Raw genomic sequence first — 18,283 nt, 5'->3', positions numbered from 1 at the left:
GCGGATTAAGTCGTATTATGTTGAAATTTGACATGAAATAACGAAGGTTTTGTGTTATCAAATGATCAGGTTGTGCATCATTGAAGTTCGCGGTATGATGGAGGAATAGATATTGGAAAATCGGACAAGCAGGAGGCAGAGCGATGATTCATCGGATGCTTCGCTATCCCGCAGGATGGGAATGGCATGTACTGCAGCAAGCGAGGCAGCAAACCGTAAGGAATGAGCCCTTGCCCAGCAGGAAAGGTGCACAAAGGCAAACCGTTTCTTCAAGCGAAGGACAAAAGACCATTAAAGCCATTACCAAACAGGAACAGGAAGCGGCTCAGCAGCAGAGAGATGAGCTCAAGCAGCTATTTCCGGAATGTGCGTCATGGATTGATGAATGCGCAGGCAGAAGAACAAACAATATATCCGTTGGCGGTGCGACGCATTCGCAGAAGCTGCTATATGGCACTGTTATGTTCCAAGTGTCGGACGACCAATCGGATATTCAACCTTTTCACTTCTGGCTGACAGAAGACCGGCTGCTGACGATGCATGATGACATGCGCATTCCGCTCCGACTTCAGTCCATTGACCATAACCTAAAGTTCGAGAGCTGCGAATCAGCTCCTGAAGCGTTATTTATTATGCTTAGCATTATTTTGGAAACGTTCCATGCTGGTCTTGATGGTTTTGAAAAAAGACTCGGAGAGCTTGAAACGACGATGCGCAATGAGAATCGTACCGGCCTTATCGATACTATTTTTGAGAGGCGTTACGATTTGCTTCATTGGAGTCATCTTTTCATTCCGATTAGAGAAGTACATAGTGCTGCACAGGAAGCTTTCATGGATGAACTCACCGAGACGGACAGCTTTAAGCGCATTACGCATAAGCTGGAGAGAATCGAAGCGCTTCTGAAGCATTACGCACTGGAAATAGATACCTTGATCTCAATGGACGATGCCATCTCAAACTTTCGCGGCAACGATATTATGAAGACGCTCACGATATTTACTGTCTTGTTCCTGCCTGCTACGATTATAGGCGGTATATGGGGCGTTAACTTCGAGATCCTGCCATTTAAAGATAATAAGTGGAGCTTTACAGCGATGAACGTATTTATTTTATTCGTAACGATTTTCATGTATTTATGGCTTTGGAAGAAAGGCTGGACTGGCGACTTGTTAAATGGACGCAATCCGAAGGAGATTGTTACTACTGATTCTTCCTCTCAGGCAAAACGTTCCAAGCGTTCGAAGAGCAGCCGTTCGCAGAAAGCCTCTGCGAATGCTTCAAGTGAACCCCCTCAAGCTCAAACGCGTTCCCAAAGAAAACGAAGCCAATAATGATAGTCAGCCCATATTAAAACCGTCCACTAGGGTCAATGACCTTCATGGACGGTTTTTTACATCATATTCTAAAGCTTAACTGGCAATCCAGTACGAGCAGATTCATTAGCAGCAATGGTCACTTGATGTGTTCTTACTGCATCCGCATAACTGGAGCGAATGCGGGAAACATCCCCGGTTCGGATCGCATAAAGAAAAGCCTCATTTTCCAACTCATAGGGATCCGTTTGGTTAGCATACTCTGTTCTGCGGCCAGCCTCCGTGTCGATCAATCCGCTATGGCCAAGCTCCAGCACGCCTTTGTTCGTATAAATATGCAGTCCGGAACGATCTCCAGCTGGGATAGCGCAAGTATTGCTAATTGTAGCAACTGCACCACCCACTAGCTTCAGTGTAACTGTGCCTACATCAGGAACCGTCACACCTTCTTCAACACCGCTCATATATCGATTGCCGTAAGCTGCGTAAACCTCACTTACTTCACCAACCGTATACCTTAGCAGATCCACAATATGTGTTGTCTGCTCTACGAATTGACCGCCTGATCCTTCCATCTTGCGCCACCAGCTTACCCCCGGCATGGAGCCCATCCAATAGCCAAGCGCCATTAATGTTGTGCGCTCGCGCAGCAGCTCTCTTGCACGGTCGGTTCCATCCATATAACGGAAATGATAGCCAGCCGATGTAATCAGCTTTTTCTCTTCGATTCCTTTCAAAATCTCAGACGGCAGCTGCTCGTCCACTCCAAGCGGCTTCTCTACAAGAAAGGGAATGCTTCTTTCAAGCAATGCAGATTCAATCTCGCCATGCGCAAATGGCGGTACACAAATATATACCGCATCAAGCTTACGATCATCCAGCATGCGATGTATAGAATCATAACCGCGTGCACCCTCAAAGCGCTGTGCTGCTGCATATGCTTTTTGCTGGCTAGTTGCTAAGAAAGCAGTTACCTTGATGCCGGCAAGCTTAGCGAGCTTCTCCGCGTGCATCATGCCAAACCATCCTGTACCTGCAATACCTATTTGAAGAGTCATTTATGAATCCCCTTTCATAATCGCGTTATTCCCCGATTATACTTGTAGCTGCCTTATGAAGTCCATTTTTTTCCGCTGGTACCCATCTGCAGGGCTGATCATATATTACAAACATCGGGAGAACCGGAGTTGTAYGAGCGGAGGGATGGTATGACAGCAAATACGAGAGGTACGTTAACCACGCAGGATCTCGATTATCGAACGGCTTTGTTTTTGGCTGCGGTTTGCGGACAAACGTACATGCAATACAACAACAAAGACGGATTATTTCTTGTACCTAGAACCTACAGCTTAGTAAGTGAATTTACGGCTAGAGCATATGACGACAGCGATGAACGATTCGGTTTTGTTTTAACATCTGAAGGTGCATCCGTGCTCGCTTTTCGCGGCAGCAACTCTGCAGTGGATTGGGTATCTGATTTCATTGCCCAGCAAACGACTTACCGCCCAGTCAAAAATGCCGGTCTAACGCACAAGGGGTTTACTGACATCTATATGTCAGCACGTACTCAAATCATTGAAATCATAAATCAGCTTCCACAGGGCAGACCGCTGTTTATAACAGGACACAGCCTTGGGGGAGCACTTGCAACCCTTGCTGCCCTCGACCTTGCGAACAACACCTCATTTATAGATCCCATTGTATATACGTATGGAGCACCTCGAGTCGGAGATCCGAAGTTTGCAAGCAGCTATAACGCATCCATTGGTACCCATTGGCGTTTTCAAAACGAATTTGATATCGTCCCCCATCTGCCTACGCTTGTTTACCAATCGCCAAAGACTAAACAAACTTACTACTATATGCACGCAAAGGGTGAGGTGAAACGTTCGTTCCGTATGGGCTCTGTCTCAGGAAACCATATATTATCAAACTACTTCGCTGATCTTGCCCAAGAAGATCCTGCCTTTGCCCTGGCCATTTGCGCGGAGCCGCCAGGCTGGTGCCCAGCAATTGAAGTTTAATTCCGAGCTGCTACAAAAAAACAAAAAAAGCAAATCTCATCTCCCGCACCGCTTGCTTCATGCGAGTAAGATTTGCTTCTCTATGTCCAAATAATCTTTTTCATTTCGCTGGGAGAACATATAGCAGTATAGCGAAGAAATGGACAATTGAACCGCCAAGTACAAACAAATGCCATACGGCGTGATGGTAAGGAAAGGCACGCCACATATAAAATATCGTTCCGAATGTGTACAGCAAACCCCCTGTTACGAGCAGCTGCACCCCTCCTGGAGCTAGATGCGTTGTGAGCGGCTTCCAAGCAAATACGATAATCCATCCCATTGCGATGTAAATGATCGTTGATGTGAATAAAAATCGTGATGCAAAAAAAGCCTTAAACGCTACACCGATTAATGCCGCTCCCCAAACGATCCCAAACAGTACCCAGCCAAGCGTACCTTGCACGATATGGAACAATATCGGAGTATAAGTTCCTGCTATAAAGACGTAAATAAACGAATGATCAAGTGATTCAAATACCCGCTTCGCTTTTCCCTCGGGAAAGCTGTGCACGAGCGTAGAGGCCGCATACAGCAGCAGCATGGCTGATCCATATATAGTAAAACTGACAACATGAAAGGCCGTTCCCCTCGTTGCCGCGAATACGATCAACACGACGAGTGCCGCAATGCTGAGTGCAGCCCCAATCCCATGTGTGACGGCATTCGCAATTTCTTCTTTCTTTGTGTACGTATGTGTATTGGCCATGGGTCCTTCACCTCCTAAGTCGTAAGCATCTCACTCTAGAAGCTGCTGCTTACTCTCACCTTAGTGTATAGGATCAGACCCACCCTTTCAACCAACCCCGCACGCGGTCCACTGTTTTATCTAGATTGCAAATGGCCTCCTGGTCGCTAAAATCCTCCGTATGGCGAAAATAATCCGCATGTCCGCCCACAGTAGGAATTCCTTCAACATAGCCTGGCGCGTACTTCATGCGATTCCACCTTGGCATCGCATATTTGCTTATGCTCCATCCGCCCCAAGTCCCAATTCGGCTAATCGGGTCATTAAGCTTGCCTAAGCTGTCGATGGAATGAAAATAACTAACGCGCTCCTGAAGCTTTGGCTCAATCGGCGTTCTTGGTGATCCGACCTGCACGATTCGAAAATCCTCGATTTGATCCTGCTCATAAAGCATTTTTGCCGCTTGATAAGCAGCGGCACCGCCGCCGCTGTGTCCAATCAGCAATAAACGCTCGCTGCTCATCGTTTGTTTGATTTTCTCCAGCGCATGTTGTCCGCCGATCCGACCAGCCGTTAAACGGTTGGACAAGTCGCTTTTCACCTCTAGCACTTGTCTAACCAAGCTGCGACTGGCATCGCCATAAGGAAATATGACGTGGATAGCTGGTTCGACACCATCGGATTGAAACATTTGTTCCAGCTTAACCTTGCATTCCGTAAATATGCTATTGGATGTTGCGACACCGGCAAGCAAATAAATACTCATTCGTGATGGTTTGGTCGCCGTCATAACGAATCCCTCCGTAATTAACTTAAACGTTATTCATTTTCATGTTTTATTATTTTTTCTAATTCATCCGTGTATATTCATTATGCGGGATAGTCGATTGATTCATTCTTGCCTTTTGTTGTAATTTCCGTAAATTTAGGCAAGAACCCCGTGAACCTCCAAGCTGACTAACCTGCTTCTTATATTATTATATAAGAAAAACGCCTAGCTGTTACCAGCTGGCGTCCTTCATTGTTGCTATTGCTGCATTTCAAAAAAAAGTTGGAACCGACAGCTATACACCCATTTTTTTACGCTGATTGTTAACTTTCTTCGTGTTCTGGCTCTTCAGTGCCTGCGTCCCCGTAGAAAGATGCGATTGGCCTGGAGCTCCTCCAGCTTTCGCTTGTTTCTTCTGAGCGAGCAATTGCTTCGCTTTCTCCGCTTGAGTCAGCTTCTTAGGCTCCTCTTGGGATTCGTTTTGTTCGATTGTAGACATAGGTTCACCTCGTTTCATGCGCTACATAATTCTTATTCTACTACACTTATATATCTGGTAAAAGAGGCTTTACTCAGGGTTGTGGTTTTTATGATCCTCCAAGATGCCAGCTCCAATTGCCTCATCATTGGATCAGTTGTGACAATAACCGCTCGCTTCGCCCACCTTCTTACACTCTCAAGCATAACAATCTGCTCGCTTTCTGGCAAGACAGAGCACAAATTGTATGGCATATCTACAATGGCAGCATCGTAATGACCTTCGAGAAGCCGAATATCGCCAAGTCTTACTCGGTCGGGATAACCAAAATGAGCAAGATTTACGCGCGCGCCTCGCACGGCTAGCGGATTGATATCCAACCCCTCAATGTCGATTCCCATTGACATGCCTTCAATCAGAACGGTTCCCATTCCGCAGCACGGATCAATAAGCTTAAGCTGTTCAGCTGCTAGCTCAGCCGCAAGATTCACGATCGCACGAGCTGCTCTTGTTGGCAGTGCGGTTGAATAATTTTGCGGCTTATTCTGATGCCTCAGCCATACAGCTCCGTTCTCTTCCAGCGGTCCAAAGTACCAGCGTCCATAAAGCTTCATTAAACCAAACAGCTGCTCCGCTTTGCGCATATCGGCTTTGCCATGAATAACCGCGCCAGCAGCTCTCTCGAGCATTCTTTGCTCATCGAAGGTGAAGGCTTCATCGCCTTGCGTATAAACAACCTTGAATGTTTTCCCACCCAGCTCAATTGACGGAAGCATAACGATCAGTTCTTCCATACTGTTAGCTTCCATCATGACGGCTATACGCCGTTTTACGAAAGGGCTGCGATCAACCGATAGCTCATGTTGACTTCTGACAACGCCTTGTTTTGGCTTCTCGCCAAATAAGACTTGTAGCTCCAGCTCACACAAAGCCGCTTCATCCTCATGGCATGCATACGTATAAATAAACATTAATGGCCTCACGATCTGATAACTATATTATTCCTTTTGTGAAACAGCCGCCTCTTCGCTCGGCTCCGTTCGGATCGTTGCCTTGGATAAACCAAGCAGCTCCGCTTCGGTTGTAAATTCAGCAAGCTGCTTCTCTAATGATTTGACGGTTCGCTGCAAGCGAATCTGACGTATCATCCCCAGCAAGCCTACGGTTAAGCCGCCAAGCAGCGTCGATCCCAATATGACGAGAATGAGCGGAAGGGTTGCCTTCGTAAACAAAAAGTTCACATGTACCGAATCGATATTGATAACCGCAAATATCGCGATAAGAAGCGCGAATACTAATGCGGAAATAAGAATTCCCGGACCTTTCACACCGATTCCTCCCTTTTCAAAAATCATACCACAAACCTAATCCATTCGCCTATTGGCAAGCTATGAGTAATTACTTAGTCTTACATACTAAACTTAACCACAATTTTATAATAATGAGGCATCAATAAAAAATGAGCTGCTCCAAAAACAGAATATATCTGCTCTTGGAACAGCCCCATTGCATCATTATTTTGCTTCTGCTGCTTTACCGGGTGATGCCGCTTTGCGCAGCTGCGTTATACTTATCTTTACGATAATATACACTAGCACCGCAAGCTGAGGCAGTGTAGTTTCCCAAGTCGGATATACGCCTAACGCACCTATAGTCGGTACACTTGCAGTAGTATGTGACGGAACCCACCCTGATACCTGCAAGGAATGTATGCTCTCGCCAAGGAAGCGAACAACGAGATAATAGATTAATGCGGATGCAACAAGGAAAAATGGCCGTATGGGAAGCTTCGCGCTAAATTTAATAATCGCAAAGCCAAGTGCAATCAGCAAGATGAAAGTAACGCCAAATCCGAGAGCCAACTGCAGCGGATCGATAGACGGCGCCATCCCGACATAAAAAATCGTCGTCTCCGCACCTTCGCGGAAGATCGCTAGACCCGAAACTGCAAATAGTGACCACAGGCTTCCTCTTGCGAGCGCACTGCCCATTTGCTTGTCGATGTATTGATTCCAATTGTTCATATTAGACTTATTGTGCAGCCAATTGCCAACTGTGATCATTAGAATAACGGATAGTAAACCAGCAATACCTTCAATCGACTCACGCGCACTTCCAGCTGCAACCTGAGCAATGGCATACGTAAGCACAACAGCCATAATACCGCTAAGCAGAAGTCCAACCCATACGCCAGACCATACCCATTTGCGCTTATCTTGATTGCCGGTACGCTGCAAGTACGCAAGTAAAGCAGATAATACAAGAATAGCTTCAAGACCCTCGCGCAGCAAAATCATCCCCGCATCCCAAGCGGTGTAACGGGTATCCTGCATCATTGGCTCTAGCTGCCCCAGCATCTCAGCTATAAGCTGCTCCGCCTTATCTGCCGCTGGAGGATCGGAGAGCAAATAGCCGCCCGCCTCAGCCATTCCAATCTCCATACTGCTATAGATAGCAGCCGATCGCAGGGCAACCACACCCTCAATCGCAGGCCACTGCACGATAAAAGCTTCCATCTGTCCAGCCGCTTCTGGATAATGCCCTTGCTGGACATCATTTAACGCTTGATTTAGGATGTCCACAGCATCGGCTACCGTTAATCCCGACTCCTTAGCCACAGTCGATATTTTCCCATCGCGATAATCTTTAATAAGCTGAATGAGTGCCAACGCTTCTGTTTTCGCTTGTTCGGTTCTCGGAGGATCAGCTTGAACAGCAATGCGAAGCATGCTCATCTTCGTTTCCAAGCCGCTGTAAACGTTGAAATGATCCGCTCGAATAGCAGGCTCAACCTTAAGCCAACTATTATTCATTTCACGATATCCAGCATATGCCTTGTCCAAGTCGCCTGCTTGAATGCTTGCAAGCAGCTTCTCTGCCAAAGGAAGTATGCTGACAGCCGCATCTTGACCAGTTAGCTGAGTCGCCGGTGCGTCTTGAACGCTCTTCACGTATTTATTAAGTGCCTTCGCTAGTAGGGATAACGTAGCTTTGGCAGCATCAGCATCGCTTTCCGGCGCTGCTAAAGCTTTTATAGCTCCCGCAAGCGCAGAATCCACCGCTGCCGCTTCCTTCGTTGCCGCAGGCTCAAGCTGCTTCCACTTAGCCGAAGCATCATCAATATGAGCTGCCGCTTCCTTCCACTTTCCTTGACCTGCTTCAACAAGAGCACCGCCAACGAGCGGAAGCAAACGATCAAGCTCGGTGGATTGCGCACCTTCAGCAAACGTATATAATCCGCTGCTCCCTAACATCAATATCATCAGTACAAAAAAAGAAATGAAACGAATACCCCACTGTTTCATTCCGCCATTTTGTGCGAACATAGACGTCCGCCCCTTTCATCATCAAGAGCTATTTTCTACCCAACCCTAACCGAGCAACATTATGATTTAAAATAACGTTTCTCCGATATATCCGCCTTCACGAACACCTGGAAAACAAGCAAACATCGCACTGCCCGTATGAACGACATACTCATTCATTAGGTCGCTTTGCCCAAGCTTAGTCTGCATCGGAATAAATTGTTTCCGTGAGTCGCGGTTAAAACAAATAAACAACAAGCCTGCATCCAGCTGCCCGGTTTTGTGATCCATTCCACTTGAATACGAGTAGGAGCGGCGCAATATTTTTACCGTGCCATCGCCATGAGCTAGACGCACATGCGAATTCATCGGAAGCACCGGTTTGCCCTTCTCGTCCTTCTTCTCCAAATCAAGCTTGTCGAACTCATGCGCTCCGCCAAGCGGGGCACCGCTGTCTCGGTGGCGGCCAAAGGTTGACTCCTGATCCCCGAGCGTCGAACGATCCCATACCTCAATGCGCATGCGAATACGCCTTACGACCATATAGCTGCCCTTATCCATCCACGGCGTACCATCCGCTGCGGCTGCCCACACGACCTTGTTCATTTCCCCATCATCGTTAACGTCTGGATTGCCTGTTCCATCCCTAAAGCCCATCAGGTTGCGAGGCGTTGCATTCGCTGGATCAGCACCGCTCGTACGCTGGAAACCTTCCTGCGTCCAGCGGAGCACCGCTTTCCCTCTAGCTATACGAGCTAGATTGCGGATCGCATGGAATGCAATTTGCATATCATTAGCATTCACTTGAACGCCAATATCACCGCCTGACCATTCGTCTCGCAGCTCGTCACCGCCAAAAGCAGGCATATCAACAAGAGCAGCTGGCCTTTTGTCCGCTAATCCATATCTTGCATCAAAGAATGACGAACCCACACCGAAAGTAATCGTAGTACGAGATGGCAGCAAACCTTCTGCTTCACCCGTATCTGAAGGAGGAAGATTTAAATTATCGTTAGTCTTGCCGAGCATCTCACCGTTTGTCATGGATGCTGCTGCACTCGTCCATGCTTGAAATAACTTGCGCACCTCATCAAGTGTACTCGCCGTTAAATCAAAGGAAGCGAATAAAATAAAGTCTTGTGCCGGCGTCGTGATTCCGGCCTGATGCTTGCCATAAAAGCTAACAATTTGGTCTTTATCTACTTTGACTGCCTTCGAAGCAGGCTTAGCCGCGCTGCGTTCCTGCGTTTGGAACAAGCTTCCGACTCCAGCTGCTCCGAGCAGCAGTCCAGCCCCGCCAACACCTGCCAGCCGTAGTAGGTCTCTACGGCTGATTTTTTTAGCATCTATGTTGGGCTTGCCCTCATTTTGATTGGAATTAAAAGATTCCGTCATGTTGTTAAGCCTCCAATATTGTACCCATTTGAGAAAGCGGCTCGGCAAGCGCATCAATAAGCTGGCTTAGCTTCTTTGTATCTTCCTCTTTCAAATCTAGATAGGACACATAACCATCACCTGATTTGTAAGCTGACAAGGCTTGCTCAAGATCAGCAAATCCTTTGCCGATTTGCTCATCCAGCGCAGCATCCTTTTTGTTCAGTTCAGCCTTAACCAGCTGATAGATCTTATCTGCACCTTCCACGTTAGCTGCAAAGTCGTACAGATCCGTGTGTGAATAACGTTCTTCCTCGCCAGTCACCTTCGAAGCGGATACCTCATTAAGCAGCTCTACTGCTCCCGTTACAAGCAAACTTGGCTCAACTTCAACGGTTTCCATCAAAGCGCGAAGCAGCTTTACATCCTCCAGCAAGCGGTCTGCATATTCACCCATACCTTCGGTTGAGTTCTTCTCCCACAGCGACTGCTCAATGCGGTGGAATCCGCGCCAGTCCTTGTCTTCCACGTCATTCTAAATACTACCGTACAAGCCAATAAAAAAGTCATTAATTTATACTTCATTAAAATTGCTCCCCACTCCAATAAATTGGATCTGTTTTTGTCCTAAAATGAAGTATATTCGCTATTGATAATCATTGTCAATGGAATATTTCAGTACTAAAGAAAAGTGCTTCCGCAGCTATTCTCATAAGCTTCAGAAGCACTTTGTTATTCCCTATTTTATTGCATATACAGCTTCAAATTTGTCAGAGATTCCATCTCTATTTCGCCTAATCTCCAAATCGCCGCCTTGCTAATTCCGTTCGCTTTTGCAGTATTTATCCAACGAGATAATGTCACTTCATCTGCGTACCACACGGTATGCTTCATATTGTTGGCCTCAGCATCAGTATATTCAAAAAACATGCTGCCGCTCGCTTGATCGCGCTGCGCTTTACTGCCCGTTTGCTTTAACAGCAGCCCCGCTCGCTCCTCAGTCAAAGCTTCAACCTTGCCATCCTCATGCCAATCGAACCCGCCAACCGAGAAAGCCATATACGGACTGCCAGGCAGTACTTCCATTCTGGTTGCCAATTGTTCAATAAAAGCTTCATCCGCTTTTGGTCCTGGTTCGCTGTGTGAGCCATATAGGTTATAAGCCATCATGACATATTCCGGGCCTTCCGGAAGCTTTAATTGTTCAATAGGAGCTCTTGGTTCCAAAATGATTCGAAGCGACTTCCCGCTTTTCTGCAAACGAGTATGAAGCTCCGAGTAGAAAAGCAGCATCCGTTCCCAGTCTTCTTCCTCGACTCGCTCATAATCGATCTCAATTCCGTTCAACCCAAATTGATCAACGGCTGCAATCAATTCATCTACATGTTTTTTGCGACTTTTTTCCGTCTCTACTAGCCGCGTAATTAAACTCGAATCCTTCTGAACAGACTCGCCATTTTCTTTAAACTGGTCGTTTACTACCGTCAGATAGAGCTGCATCTGTTCGTTCTTCTTATAAATCTTCATGATTTCAGGCAACGCCTGCTGGAACTTATCCGTAAAATAAAGACTATCCTTATAATCAAAATAGGCCGCAAACAACTGCAAGCTCGTTAATTCACCTTTAATAATACTCAGGTCCTCAATTCCCTGCTTCCACTGCCAGTCCACAATCCAAGCTGACAATTCAGGCAGTACGCTGGCTGCAGCCTGCAGTACGTCTTCAATAGACGACTGCTCCGCTTTCTTTGCGCGATTTGTAAGATTGGAAAAATACATTGCTGCGCCTACAAGCACCACAAGCAAACATGCTGCAATAAGACCTTTTCGTTTCCGCATTGATTCAAACTCCTCGAATTATTAGGTTCTGATTAAGCTAAAACGTATCGATCGCCCAGTCGAATGATGCATTAATCGCGTTCTTCACTCTACTGATTAACCCCTCAATCCCAACATAACCGTTCTTGTATAATGACTCATGCTCTGTACCGTCCTCATTGACGGTCGTTACTTTTATATTATCAAAAACAGCGTCGTAAATATCATCTTTTTCGTTGTTAAGGCTTGCTTTGGAAGCAAGCGCAATATTTCCGCCGACGATCGAGCTGCTAATTTGCTGCAAAGAGAGCTGCACATCATCTACAATCACCGTTAATTGATCGCCCGATACGCTAACTTCAAGCTGCTTCGCACGTTCAGCAGCCTTGTCCCCAAGCTTGCTTGCTAGCAGCCGTTCAACCTTGCCTCCGGGTGCCTTTTGCTCCACAATAACCGAATTATCCTCGATCGACACTCGAACAAATGAATCCGTATTCTGATCGTATCGAACATAAATCGATTGGCTGCCGACTGCATGACCGCCAAGCTCCGCAGTAAGTTTTACGTCGGCAGCATGAATATCTTTCAATAAAAGCATGCCGCTTCCTGCTGGAACAGAGGTTAAAGCAATCCGGTTATCCGTAAACTCAGCCGCACCGCTGATAAGCTTCCACTTTGCCGATCTCCGCTCATCCCCTGCAATAAAGCTGACTTTCTGACCAGTATCCTTACTAATTTTCATAAGCAAATGATTCGTATACCAATAGGAAGCAGGCTGCACCCTTGTTAAATTATAAAGGCTGTCACTGCTTTTATTCAAGGAAAGTCCTTCACGGTTAAAATGCATGCCGAACATCGCTTTAATATTTTGGTCGTTCACATTCTCAACAAGCCGGTTCATGCCATTGTACAAAATGTTCGCGTGCATAATCATATACACGTTAGGAACAAAGCCAAGCGTCTTGTTGTAAATTTCTTTCATCGACTTGTAGTCTGCATTGATGCGCGCTTCCATTTCGGCTCGATGCTCTGCAGGCACTAGGTTCTCATCCCGGATAAAGTCCATCAGGTAATGAGTGTAGTAGCTCGTGTTAGCCCGATCTTTAAACTCATTCTCTTCCTTCACACCAATGAGCTTGCCTTCCTTGTCAAAAATATTAATATAAGACAACCGGTAGCCGTTGCTTCCAAGCTCCCAATAGCCCTTTTTCATCATACTGAGCATGTCCTTAGGCTGAAGGAATTTGGATTCATTGCTCCCAACCTTATTCGCATAGGACAAAATGGTCGCTTTATAATTGTATTTCTCCAGCAAAGGCTGAGCAAATAAACTGGAATCGTTTCGTCCATCCTCGAAGGATAGAAACAGCGCTTTAGGCGGCAAAGGTTTTCCATGCTTGTAATAGTCCATGACATCCTGCTGCGAAATGGTTACATAACCTTGATCGTGCAGTGCCTTCAGCTGCTGATTCAGCCGTTTTTTGGAAATCAGCTCCGATGTACCGTTTCTTGCTACGCCAAAATAAGATAGCGCAATAAACCCGTCTTGATTGGTCCACTGCGCCTTATCCGGCTCCGCATATTGCTTGATATCAAATACAGCATGGAAAAGAATGAAGCCCAAAACAAGCAAGATGATCATCTGTACGGTCGTTCTGATCACCTTTCTTTTGTTTTTCCGCTTATAATCGAAAACTCCATTCGTATACCACTTATTCATAGCGGTCATCCTTATCTATGAAATAGACCATGGCCGCTTTAAAGCGGCATGTCCATATTCTTGTTGTTTTTGTTCTTTCTCGCTGCTTTCTTATTTCTAGCTTCAATGTCCTGCGGCGTTTCTCTTGTCCCCCAGGTTGATTTCCAGAAGGTAACCCATGCAACAGGCATTTGCCACAGCAGCACAAACTCGTAGAAAATACAAAATACGAATCCAAAAACCCACAGCTTGCTCTTACGAAACAACAGATGGGCAAAGCTCATCAACAGCGCCATCAGCAGCAGTCCCATCAGGAAGGTGCTTGGGAAGATCCGATACATGATCGGTACATAAACCAAGTTGTACAAAACCACAATCGGCGCTGCAATGGGAACAATAAGCCCAATGTAGAAGAACAAAGCCATAAACGGCTCCTTCCGCCAAATAAAGCCCCCTGCTCGCAGCGATTCACGCAGCCATGAACGTTTCCAGCGCATTTGCTGCTTTAAAAACACGTTCATCTCTGAGGGGACGATCGTGGAGCAAATCGCTGTATCCTGATAGCCGGTACGATGTGTTTTCAAAATAAAATTAGTCATGCTGCGGTCATCGCCAAAGGTCGCTGGCTGCCCCAAAAACTTCTGAGTCAGCCAAGCATCCTTATGCTTCAAAATTAAATCCTTTCGGTAGCAAGAGAGTGGCCCAGACAAGCAGGTTACGCTGTCAAACCAAGATTCAGCAGCCTTCATAATTCGGAATGCAATATAGTAGCGTACCGTCTGCAGCTTCGTAACTGTGTTCGTATATTTATTTTCCACATCCGTGCGTCCAGCGACACCGCCCATTCGCGGGTCCTGAAAGGGCTGTACGAGATTTCTAATCGCCGTAGGCTCTAGAAAGCTGTCAGAGTCCACAAATACGACCAAACGATGCTTTGCCATCTCCACGCCCTTTACAAGCGCTACGCGTTTGCCCCCATTTTCGGACAATACATGCAATTTCAGACGATCCTTCGTTTCGTACCTCTGCGCCTCTTTGTGAACAAGGTCGATAACCTTCTGAATTTGCTCCACAGAACGATCCTTAGAGCGATCATCTACGACAATCACTTCCAGCTTGTYGATCGGATAGTCTTGATTCATGCAGCTCAAAATCGTTCGATGAATCCATTCCTCTTCATTAAAGCAAGGAATTATAATCGATACGCCTGGCGTATAATGCGGATTAACCGGCACATCGCGGTGCAGCGCGCCGAAGAAGTAACGAGTGAGCAAGAAAGCCGCTGCCGTAATACTGTATAAATACAAGATGAAATTGTATTTAAAATAAATGATGCTCTCCACACGCATAAGCATAATAATACCAACTGCTACAAACAGCAGGGTGCTCGCCGCATAGACAGAATAACCCCAACGCTTCTTCTGAAGATACGTGGATAATGGCCTCTCAAATTGGAAAGCGATAAGCTGCTTCGCTCCCTCTTCGCTATCTCGCGTAAATGTTCTTTTAATAACAGCTTCTATTTTCACGGCAGACTCATAACCCTCAGGCATCGTCCCAGGTGGAATCTCAAAGCTCAGCTTATACTTTGCCCCCTCCATGAACGAATCGCCAATTACGGATGCGTCCAGTTCAATCAAAATGCCTGTAGAAGAAATGTCTACCGCTTTTCCCTTTATTGCCTGCTGCTTCCTCCGGCCATTGCGAAGCAGCCGCACGTCAAAGCTTGCCTCATATCTCAGGCTTAGCTCACGCAGCTTATGCATCGCTGCCGCATCATCACGGCCGTCCTTGCTTTGACCTTCGGCATAACCTCTTCGATCAACCTTTTGCCGCAAATGCTCCGGATCGGGAACGCTCCAAAGGGTGCGTCTGTCCGCTCTTGGAACAGTCAGCACTTCTATCGGCTTTTTTTTCTGTCGTCTAAACACGCTGCTGTCTCCAATCCGGCACTATAGGCTCCAATAGTCGTATCCGTTTTGCTCGAATAACCGCTTATCAAATACGCCTTTTATATCAACCAAAAACTTCGTTTTGTTGTCGTCATACAGCTTGTCAAAATCCTCAACATTCATCTTCGTAATTTGAGTGTGGGCAACCGCTACAATAACAACATTCAACCCGCTTAATTCCTCAATGTCGCATAGCTCGATGCCATACTCGCCATAAACCTGCTGCTTGTCCACATTTGGATCTGCCACAAGTGTTGTTATCCCGTACTCTTGAAGCTCTTCGATAATGTCTGTCACCTTCGTATTGCGAATATCGGAGCTGTCCTCTTTATAAGAAAAGCCAAGAAAGCCTATTTTGGCTGTATTTATATTTACCTTCTGCTTAACAAGCCTCTTAATGATTTGCTGAGCGACATACTTGCCCATCCCATCGTTAATTTGGCGTCCCGCTAATATAATTTTGGAATGATAGCCGGTATCCTCAGCCTTATAGGTCAAATAATAAGGATCAATTCCGATGCAATGACCACCAACCAGCCCAGGGCTAAAGTTAAGAAAATTCCATTTGGTGCCTGCTGCTTGCAGCACGGCTTTTGTATCTATCCCCATACCGTTAAACAGCATGGACAACTCATTCATAAAAGCAATATTTACATCTCGCTGTGCGTTTTCAATGACTTTTGCAGCCTCAGCTACCTTGATGCTCTCCGCCCGAAATACGCCTGCATCAATAATCAGCTCATACACGCTCGCGACAGTTTCCAGCGTTTCCTCGTCCATACCGGACACGATCTTCGTAATGTTCTCTAGTCGATGAACCTTGTCACCGGGATTGATTCGTTCAGGCGAATAACCTACCTTAAAATCGACGCCGCAAACAAGACCCGACTCTGCCTCCAAAATCGGAATACATATTTCTTCCGTCACCCCCGGATAGACGGTCGATTCAAACACAACCATTGCGCCATGCTTGAGCTTCCTGCCCACCAATTGACACGCACTCTTCACATAATTCAAATCCGGTATATTACCGCTTTGAATCGGTGTAGGCACTGCCACAATGAAGAAAAAAACATCTTTAAGCTCATTCAGATCTGAAGTAAACTGCGCTTCGGTATTTTTGAGCACATCACTGCCTATATCGCCGGTTGTATCAATCCCGCTGCAATATTGTGCAATCTTATCTTTATTGACATCGAAGCCGACAACGTCCACTTTTTTCGCAAAAGCTACTGCGATCGGCAATCCGACATAACCTAATCCAATGACCGCTATTTTCTTCTGCCTTGTAACGATTTCCTCGTATAACGTCATATGTCATCTCCATCTAGTAAGAAAAAGTTATTTTAGAGACATTTGCGACATGGGAACGAATGTATAGCCCTTGCTTTTCAGCTTCTCAATAACATCTGGCAGCGCCTCAATCGTATGAATGTTATCCAGCATGTGAAGAAGAATAACACTCCCATCAACCGTTTGATCCAGAACACCCTTCACGATATGGTCGGCGTCATTGGCAGAGTCCCAGTCGAACACCGTTACGTCATACATCGCAATGGAGGTGTAGCCTGTTGCAGCTACAATTCTCGCCCGTTCATCATCAATTTCACCCGTCGGGGGTCTAAATAACATGGTAGGCTGCTGCTGAATCGCTTCGGTTATTACTTGATGAGCCTTGACGACTTCCTCTTGCAATTCCTCAGGCGTTAACTTGGTAATGACAGGATGACTGTATGTGTGATTAGCAACATCATGTCCAGCTTCCGCTATCGCCTTAGCTAAATTCGGATTTTTCTCTACCCCGTTGGCACGCAAGAAGAAAGTAGCCTTCACGTCATGCTTTTCCAAAATATCAAGCAGCTTTGTAATCGTGTAGTCGGTACCCCAATCATCAAAGGTAAGTGACACAACCTTCTTTTTATTTTCCCAGTTATAAATAAGCTTGTAGCTCGATTGTTTGTCGTTTGAATTTTTTCGAGCAGCATCAAATCCCGGTATTTGTTCAAGCGGTTTTCTCTCTTGACCACTGCTTACCAGCTCTTTAAGCGGAACGAGCTTGTAGCCAACCTCGGCCGCTGCCTTCGCAATAAGCGGTATCGATTCAAGAACCTGTCCATCCAGCTCCGTATCCAAGGCAATAATGCCGCCCCGAGTTACATATTTTCGAATATAGTCCGCTTTCTCTTGCTCCGATTCCTGCTGCCATTCATGCAAATTAAGACTGTAAGATACAACAGCCGAAAGCCCGCTCTGCGCTGCAGCCAGCTGAACGGTATCATTGTAATCGCCGGATCTCGTCCGCATATATTGAGGCTTTACTCCTAGCTCCCTCTCGATCACTTCATTGCTGACATTGATCTCTTTAAACACTTGCTCATAGCTTAAATGAGTTAGATCGAGCCGACTAAGCGTGTTGTTCTCAATGCCATGACCTCTAGCCAAAATCTCCTTGGCGATTCCCGGCTCTTCAGCCACCCTCATGCCCGGCAAAAAGAAGGTCGCCTTAATATCGTAGCGATCAAGTTCATCGAGCAGCTTAGTCATGAGATTCTCATCACCCATACCATTGAAAGTAAGAGACAATTCCTTTTTTGTCGTATAGACAAATGGAATCACTTTACTCTTTTCACCATTTACAGGCACGACAGGCTTTTCCGTCTCTATTGGTTTATTCTCTTCGCCCGAATTGCCGCTGCTTGTAAGCAAAGCGCACCCTGTAACCGAAAGAGCCAGCAACACGAACATCAGCAATAAAATGACAGGATTCTTTTTTCTATTCGTTAAAAATGGCATCTGTTTCTCCTTTATAACTTGATTACCC

15 protein-coding genes and 1 pseudogene are annotated in these 18,283 nt (G+C 46.1%); 2 read left to right on the top strand and 14 right to left on the bottom strand.

The features are described from left to right. Nucleotides 1-143 precede the first annotated feature (143 nt). Nucleotides 144-1,334: a magnesium transporter CorA family protein gene (locus AC1DPK_RS31890; protein ID WP_441877422.1), complete on the top strand. Its 1,191-nt coding sequence runs from the start codon at nucleotides 144-146 to the stop codon at nucleotides 1,332-1,334. A gap of 71 nt (nucleotides 1,335-1,405) precedes the next feature. Here AC1DPK_RS31890 and AC1DPK_RS31885 read toward each other — a convergent pair whose 3' ends face one another. Further along, the gene (locus AC1DPK_RS31885) at nucleotides 1,406-2,374 is read right to left on the bottom strand and encodes a Gfo/Idh/MocA family protein (protein ID WP_477512768.1); all 969 of its coding nucleotides are present in this window, start codon (nucleotides 2,372-2,374) and stop codon (nucleotides 1,406-1,408) included. Between the two features lie 150 nt (nucleotides 2,375-2,524). Here AC1DPK_RS31885 and AC1DPK_RS31880 point away from each other — a divergent pair, with 150 nt between their 5' ends. Continuing rightward, complete coding sequence (locus tag AC1DPK_RS31880) at nucleotides 2,525-3,340, top strand: lipase family protein (protein WP_477512767.1); 816 nt, start codon at nucleotides 2,525-2,527, stop codon at nucleotides 3,338-3,340. A 100-nt stretch (nucleotides 3,341-3,440) separates the two neighbouring features. Here AC1DPK_RS31880 and trhA read toward each other — a convergent pair whose 3' ends face one another. The 13 genes and pseudogenes from trhA to AC1DPK_RS31815 form a co-directional block, all read right to left on the bottom strand. Continuing rightward, complete coding sequence (trhA, locus tag AC1DPK_RS31875) at nucleotides 3,441-4,088, bottom strand: PAQR family membrane homeostasis protein TrhA (protein WP_477512766.1); 648 nt, start codon at nucleotides 4,086-4,088, stop codon at nucleotides 3,441-3,443. A gap of 73 nt (nucleotides 4,089-4,161) precedes the next feature. Continuing rightward, entirely contained in the window at nucleotides 4,162-4,857 is a 696-nt protein-coding gene (locus tag AC1DPK_RS31870) for a lipase family protein (protein WP_477512765.1), read from the bottom strand. Nucleotides 4,858-5,131: 274 nt separating this feature from the next. After that, entirely contained in the window at nucleotides 5,132-5,335 is a 204-nt protein-coding gene (locus AC1DPK_RS31865; RefSeq protein WP_179089865.1) for a hypothetical protein, read from the bottom strand. A gap of 32 nt (nucleotides 5,336-5,367) precedes the next feature. Beyond that, entirely contained in the window at nucleotides 5,368-6,285 is a 918-nt protein-coding gene (locus AC1DPK_RS31860) for a TRM11 family SAM-dependent methyltransferase (RefSeq protein ID WP_477512764.1), read from the bottom strand. 27 nt (nucleotides 6,286-6,312) lie between these two features. Further along, nucleotides 6,313-6,642, bottom strand: a complete 330-nt coding sequence (locus tag AC1DPK_RS31855) for a LapA family protein (RefSeq protein WP_339207192.1) — start codon at nucleotides 6,640-6,642, stop codon at nucleotides 6,313-6,315. Nucleotides 6,643-6,828: 186 nt separating this feature from the next. Next, the gene (locus AC1DPK_RS31850; RefSeq protein WP_477512763.1) at nucleotides 6,829-8,640 is read right to left on the bottom strand and encodes an FTR1 family iron permease; all 1,812 of its coding nucleotides are present in this window, start codon (nucleotides 8,638-8,640) and stop codon (nucleotides 6,829-6,831) included. A gap of 66 nt (nucleotides 8,641-8,706) precedes the next feature. Then, on the bottom strand, nucleotides 8,707-10,014 hold the full coding sequence (efeB, locus tag AC1DPK_RS31845; protein ID WP_477512762.1) for an iron uptake transporter deferrochelatase/peroxidase subunit: 1,308 nt from the start codon (nucleotides 10,012-10,014) through the stop codon (nucleotides 8,707-8,709). Nucleotides 10,015-10,018: 4 nt separating this feature from the next. Then, nucleotides 10,019-10,525 (bottom strand): annotated as a pseudogene (locus tag AC1DPK_RS31840) (imelysin family protein); the annotation flags it as partial. 212 nt (nucleotides 10,526-10,737) lie between these two features. Beyond that, nucleotides 10,738-11,832, bottom strand: coding sequence for a glycosyl hydrolase family 18 protein (locus tag AC1DPK_RS31835; RefSeq protein WP_477512761.1), 1,095 nt, complete (start codon nucleotides 11,830-11,832; stop codon nucleotides 10,738-10,740). A 37-nt stretch (nucleotides 11,833-11,869) separates the two neighbouring features. Then, a complete protein-coding gene (locus tag AC1DPK_RS31830; protein WP_477512760.1) occupies nucleotides 11,870-13,531 on the bottom strand; it encodes a polysaccharide deacetylase family protein in 1,662 nt (553 codons plus the stop codon). 38 nt (nucleotides 13,532-13,569) lie between these two features. Beyond that, a complete protein-coding gene (locus tag AC1DPK_RS31825) occupies nucleotides 13,570-15,441 on the bottom strand; it encodes a glycosyltransferase family 2 protein (RefSeq protein WP_477512759.1) in 1,872 nt (623 codons plus the stop codon). Nucleotides 15,442-15,462: 21 nt separating this feature from the next. Beyond that, complete coding sequence (locus AC1DPK_RS31820; protein ID WP_477512758.1) at nucleotides 15,463-16,776, bottom strand: nucleotide sugar dehydrogenase; 1,314 nt, start codon at nucleotides 16,774-16,776, stop codon at nucleotides 15,463-15,465. Nucleotides 16,777-16,803: 27 nt separating this feature from the next. After that, a complete protein-coding gene (locus AC1DPK_RS31815) occupies nucleotides 16,804-18,255 on the bottom strand; it encodes a polysaccharide deacetylase family protein (protein WP_477512779.1) in 1,452 nt (483 codons plus the stop codon). Nucleotides 18,256-18,283: the final 28 nt, after the last annotated feature.

The sequence above is a fragment of the Paenibacillus sp. 01T424 genome (assembly GCF_056398745.1).
The sequence above is the reverse complement of the archived record's forward strand: the minus strand, read 5'-3'. Positions and strand labels throughout refer to the sequence as shown.

Coding starts and splice junctions, on each gene's coding strand:
- AC1DPK_RS31830 (WP_477512760.1), bottom strand. CDS start 13,531: ATGAATAAGTGGTATACGAATGGAGTTTTCGATTATAAGCGGAAAAAC.
- AC1DPK_RS31870 (WP_477512765.1), bottom strand. CDS start 4,857: ATGACGGCGACCAAACCATCACGAATGAGTATTTATTTGCTTGCCGGT.
- AC1DPK_RS31815 (WP_477512779.1), bottom strand. CDS start 18,255: ATGCCATTTTTAACGAATAGAAAAAAGAATCCTGTCATTTTATTGCTG.
- AC1DPK_RS31820 (WP_477512758.1), bottom strand. CDS start 16,776: ATGACGTTATACGAGGAAATCGTTACAAGGCAGAAGAAAATAGCGGTC.
- AC1DPK_RS31890 (WP_441877422.1), top strand. CDS start 144: ATGATTCATCGGATGCTTCGCTATCCCGCAGGATGGGAATGGCATGTA.
- trhA (WP_477512766.1), bottom strand. CDS start 4,088: ATGGCCAATACACATACGTACACAAAGAAAGAAGAAATTGCGAATGCC.
- AC1DPK_RS31865 (WP_179089865.1), bottom strand. CDS start 5,335: ATGTCTACAATCGAACAAAACGAATCCCAAGAGGAGCCTAAGAAGCTG.
- AC1DPK_RS31850 (WP_477512763.1), bottom strand. CDS start 8,640: ATGTTCGCACAAAATGGCGGAATGAAACAGTGGGGTATTCGTTTCATT.
- AC1DPK_RS31835 (WP_477512761.1), bottom strand. CDS start 11,832: ATGCGGAAACGAAAAGGTCTTATTGCAGCATGTTTGCTTGTGGTGCTT.
- AC1DPK_RS31885 (WP_477512768.1), bottom strand. CDS start 2,374: ATGACTCTTCAAATAGGTATTGCAGGTACAGGATGGTTTGGCATGATG.
- efeB (WP_477512762.1), bottom strand. CDS start 10,014: ATGACGGAATCTTTTAATTCCAATCAAAATGAGGGCAAGCCCAACATA.
- AC1DPK_RS31860 (WP_477512764.1), bottom strand. CDS start 6,285: ATGTTTATTTATACGTATGCATGCCATGAGGATGAAGCGGCTTTGTGT.
- AC1DPK_RS31880 (WP_477512767.1), top strand. CDS start 2,525: ATGACAGCAAATACGAGAGGTACGTTAACCACGCAGGATCTCGATTAT.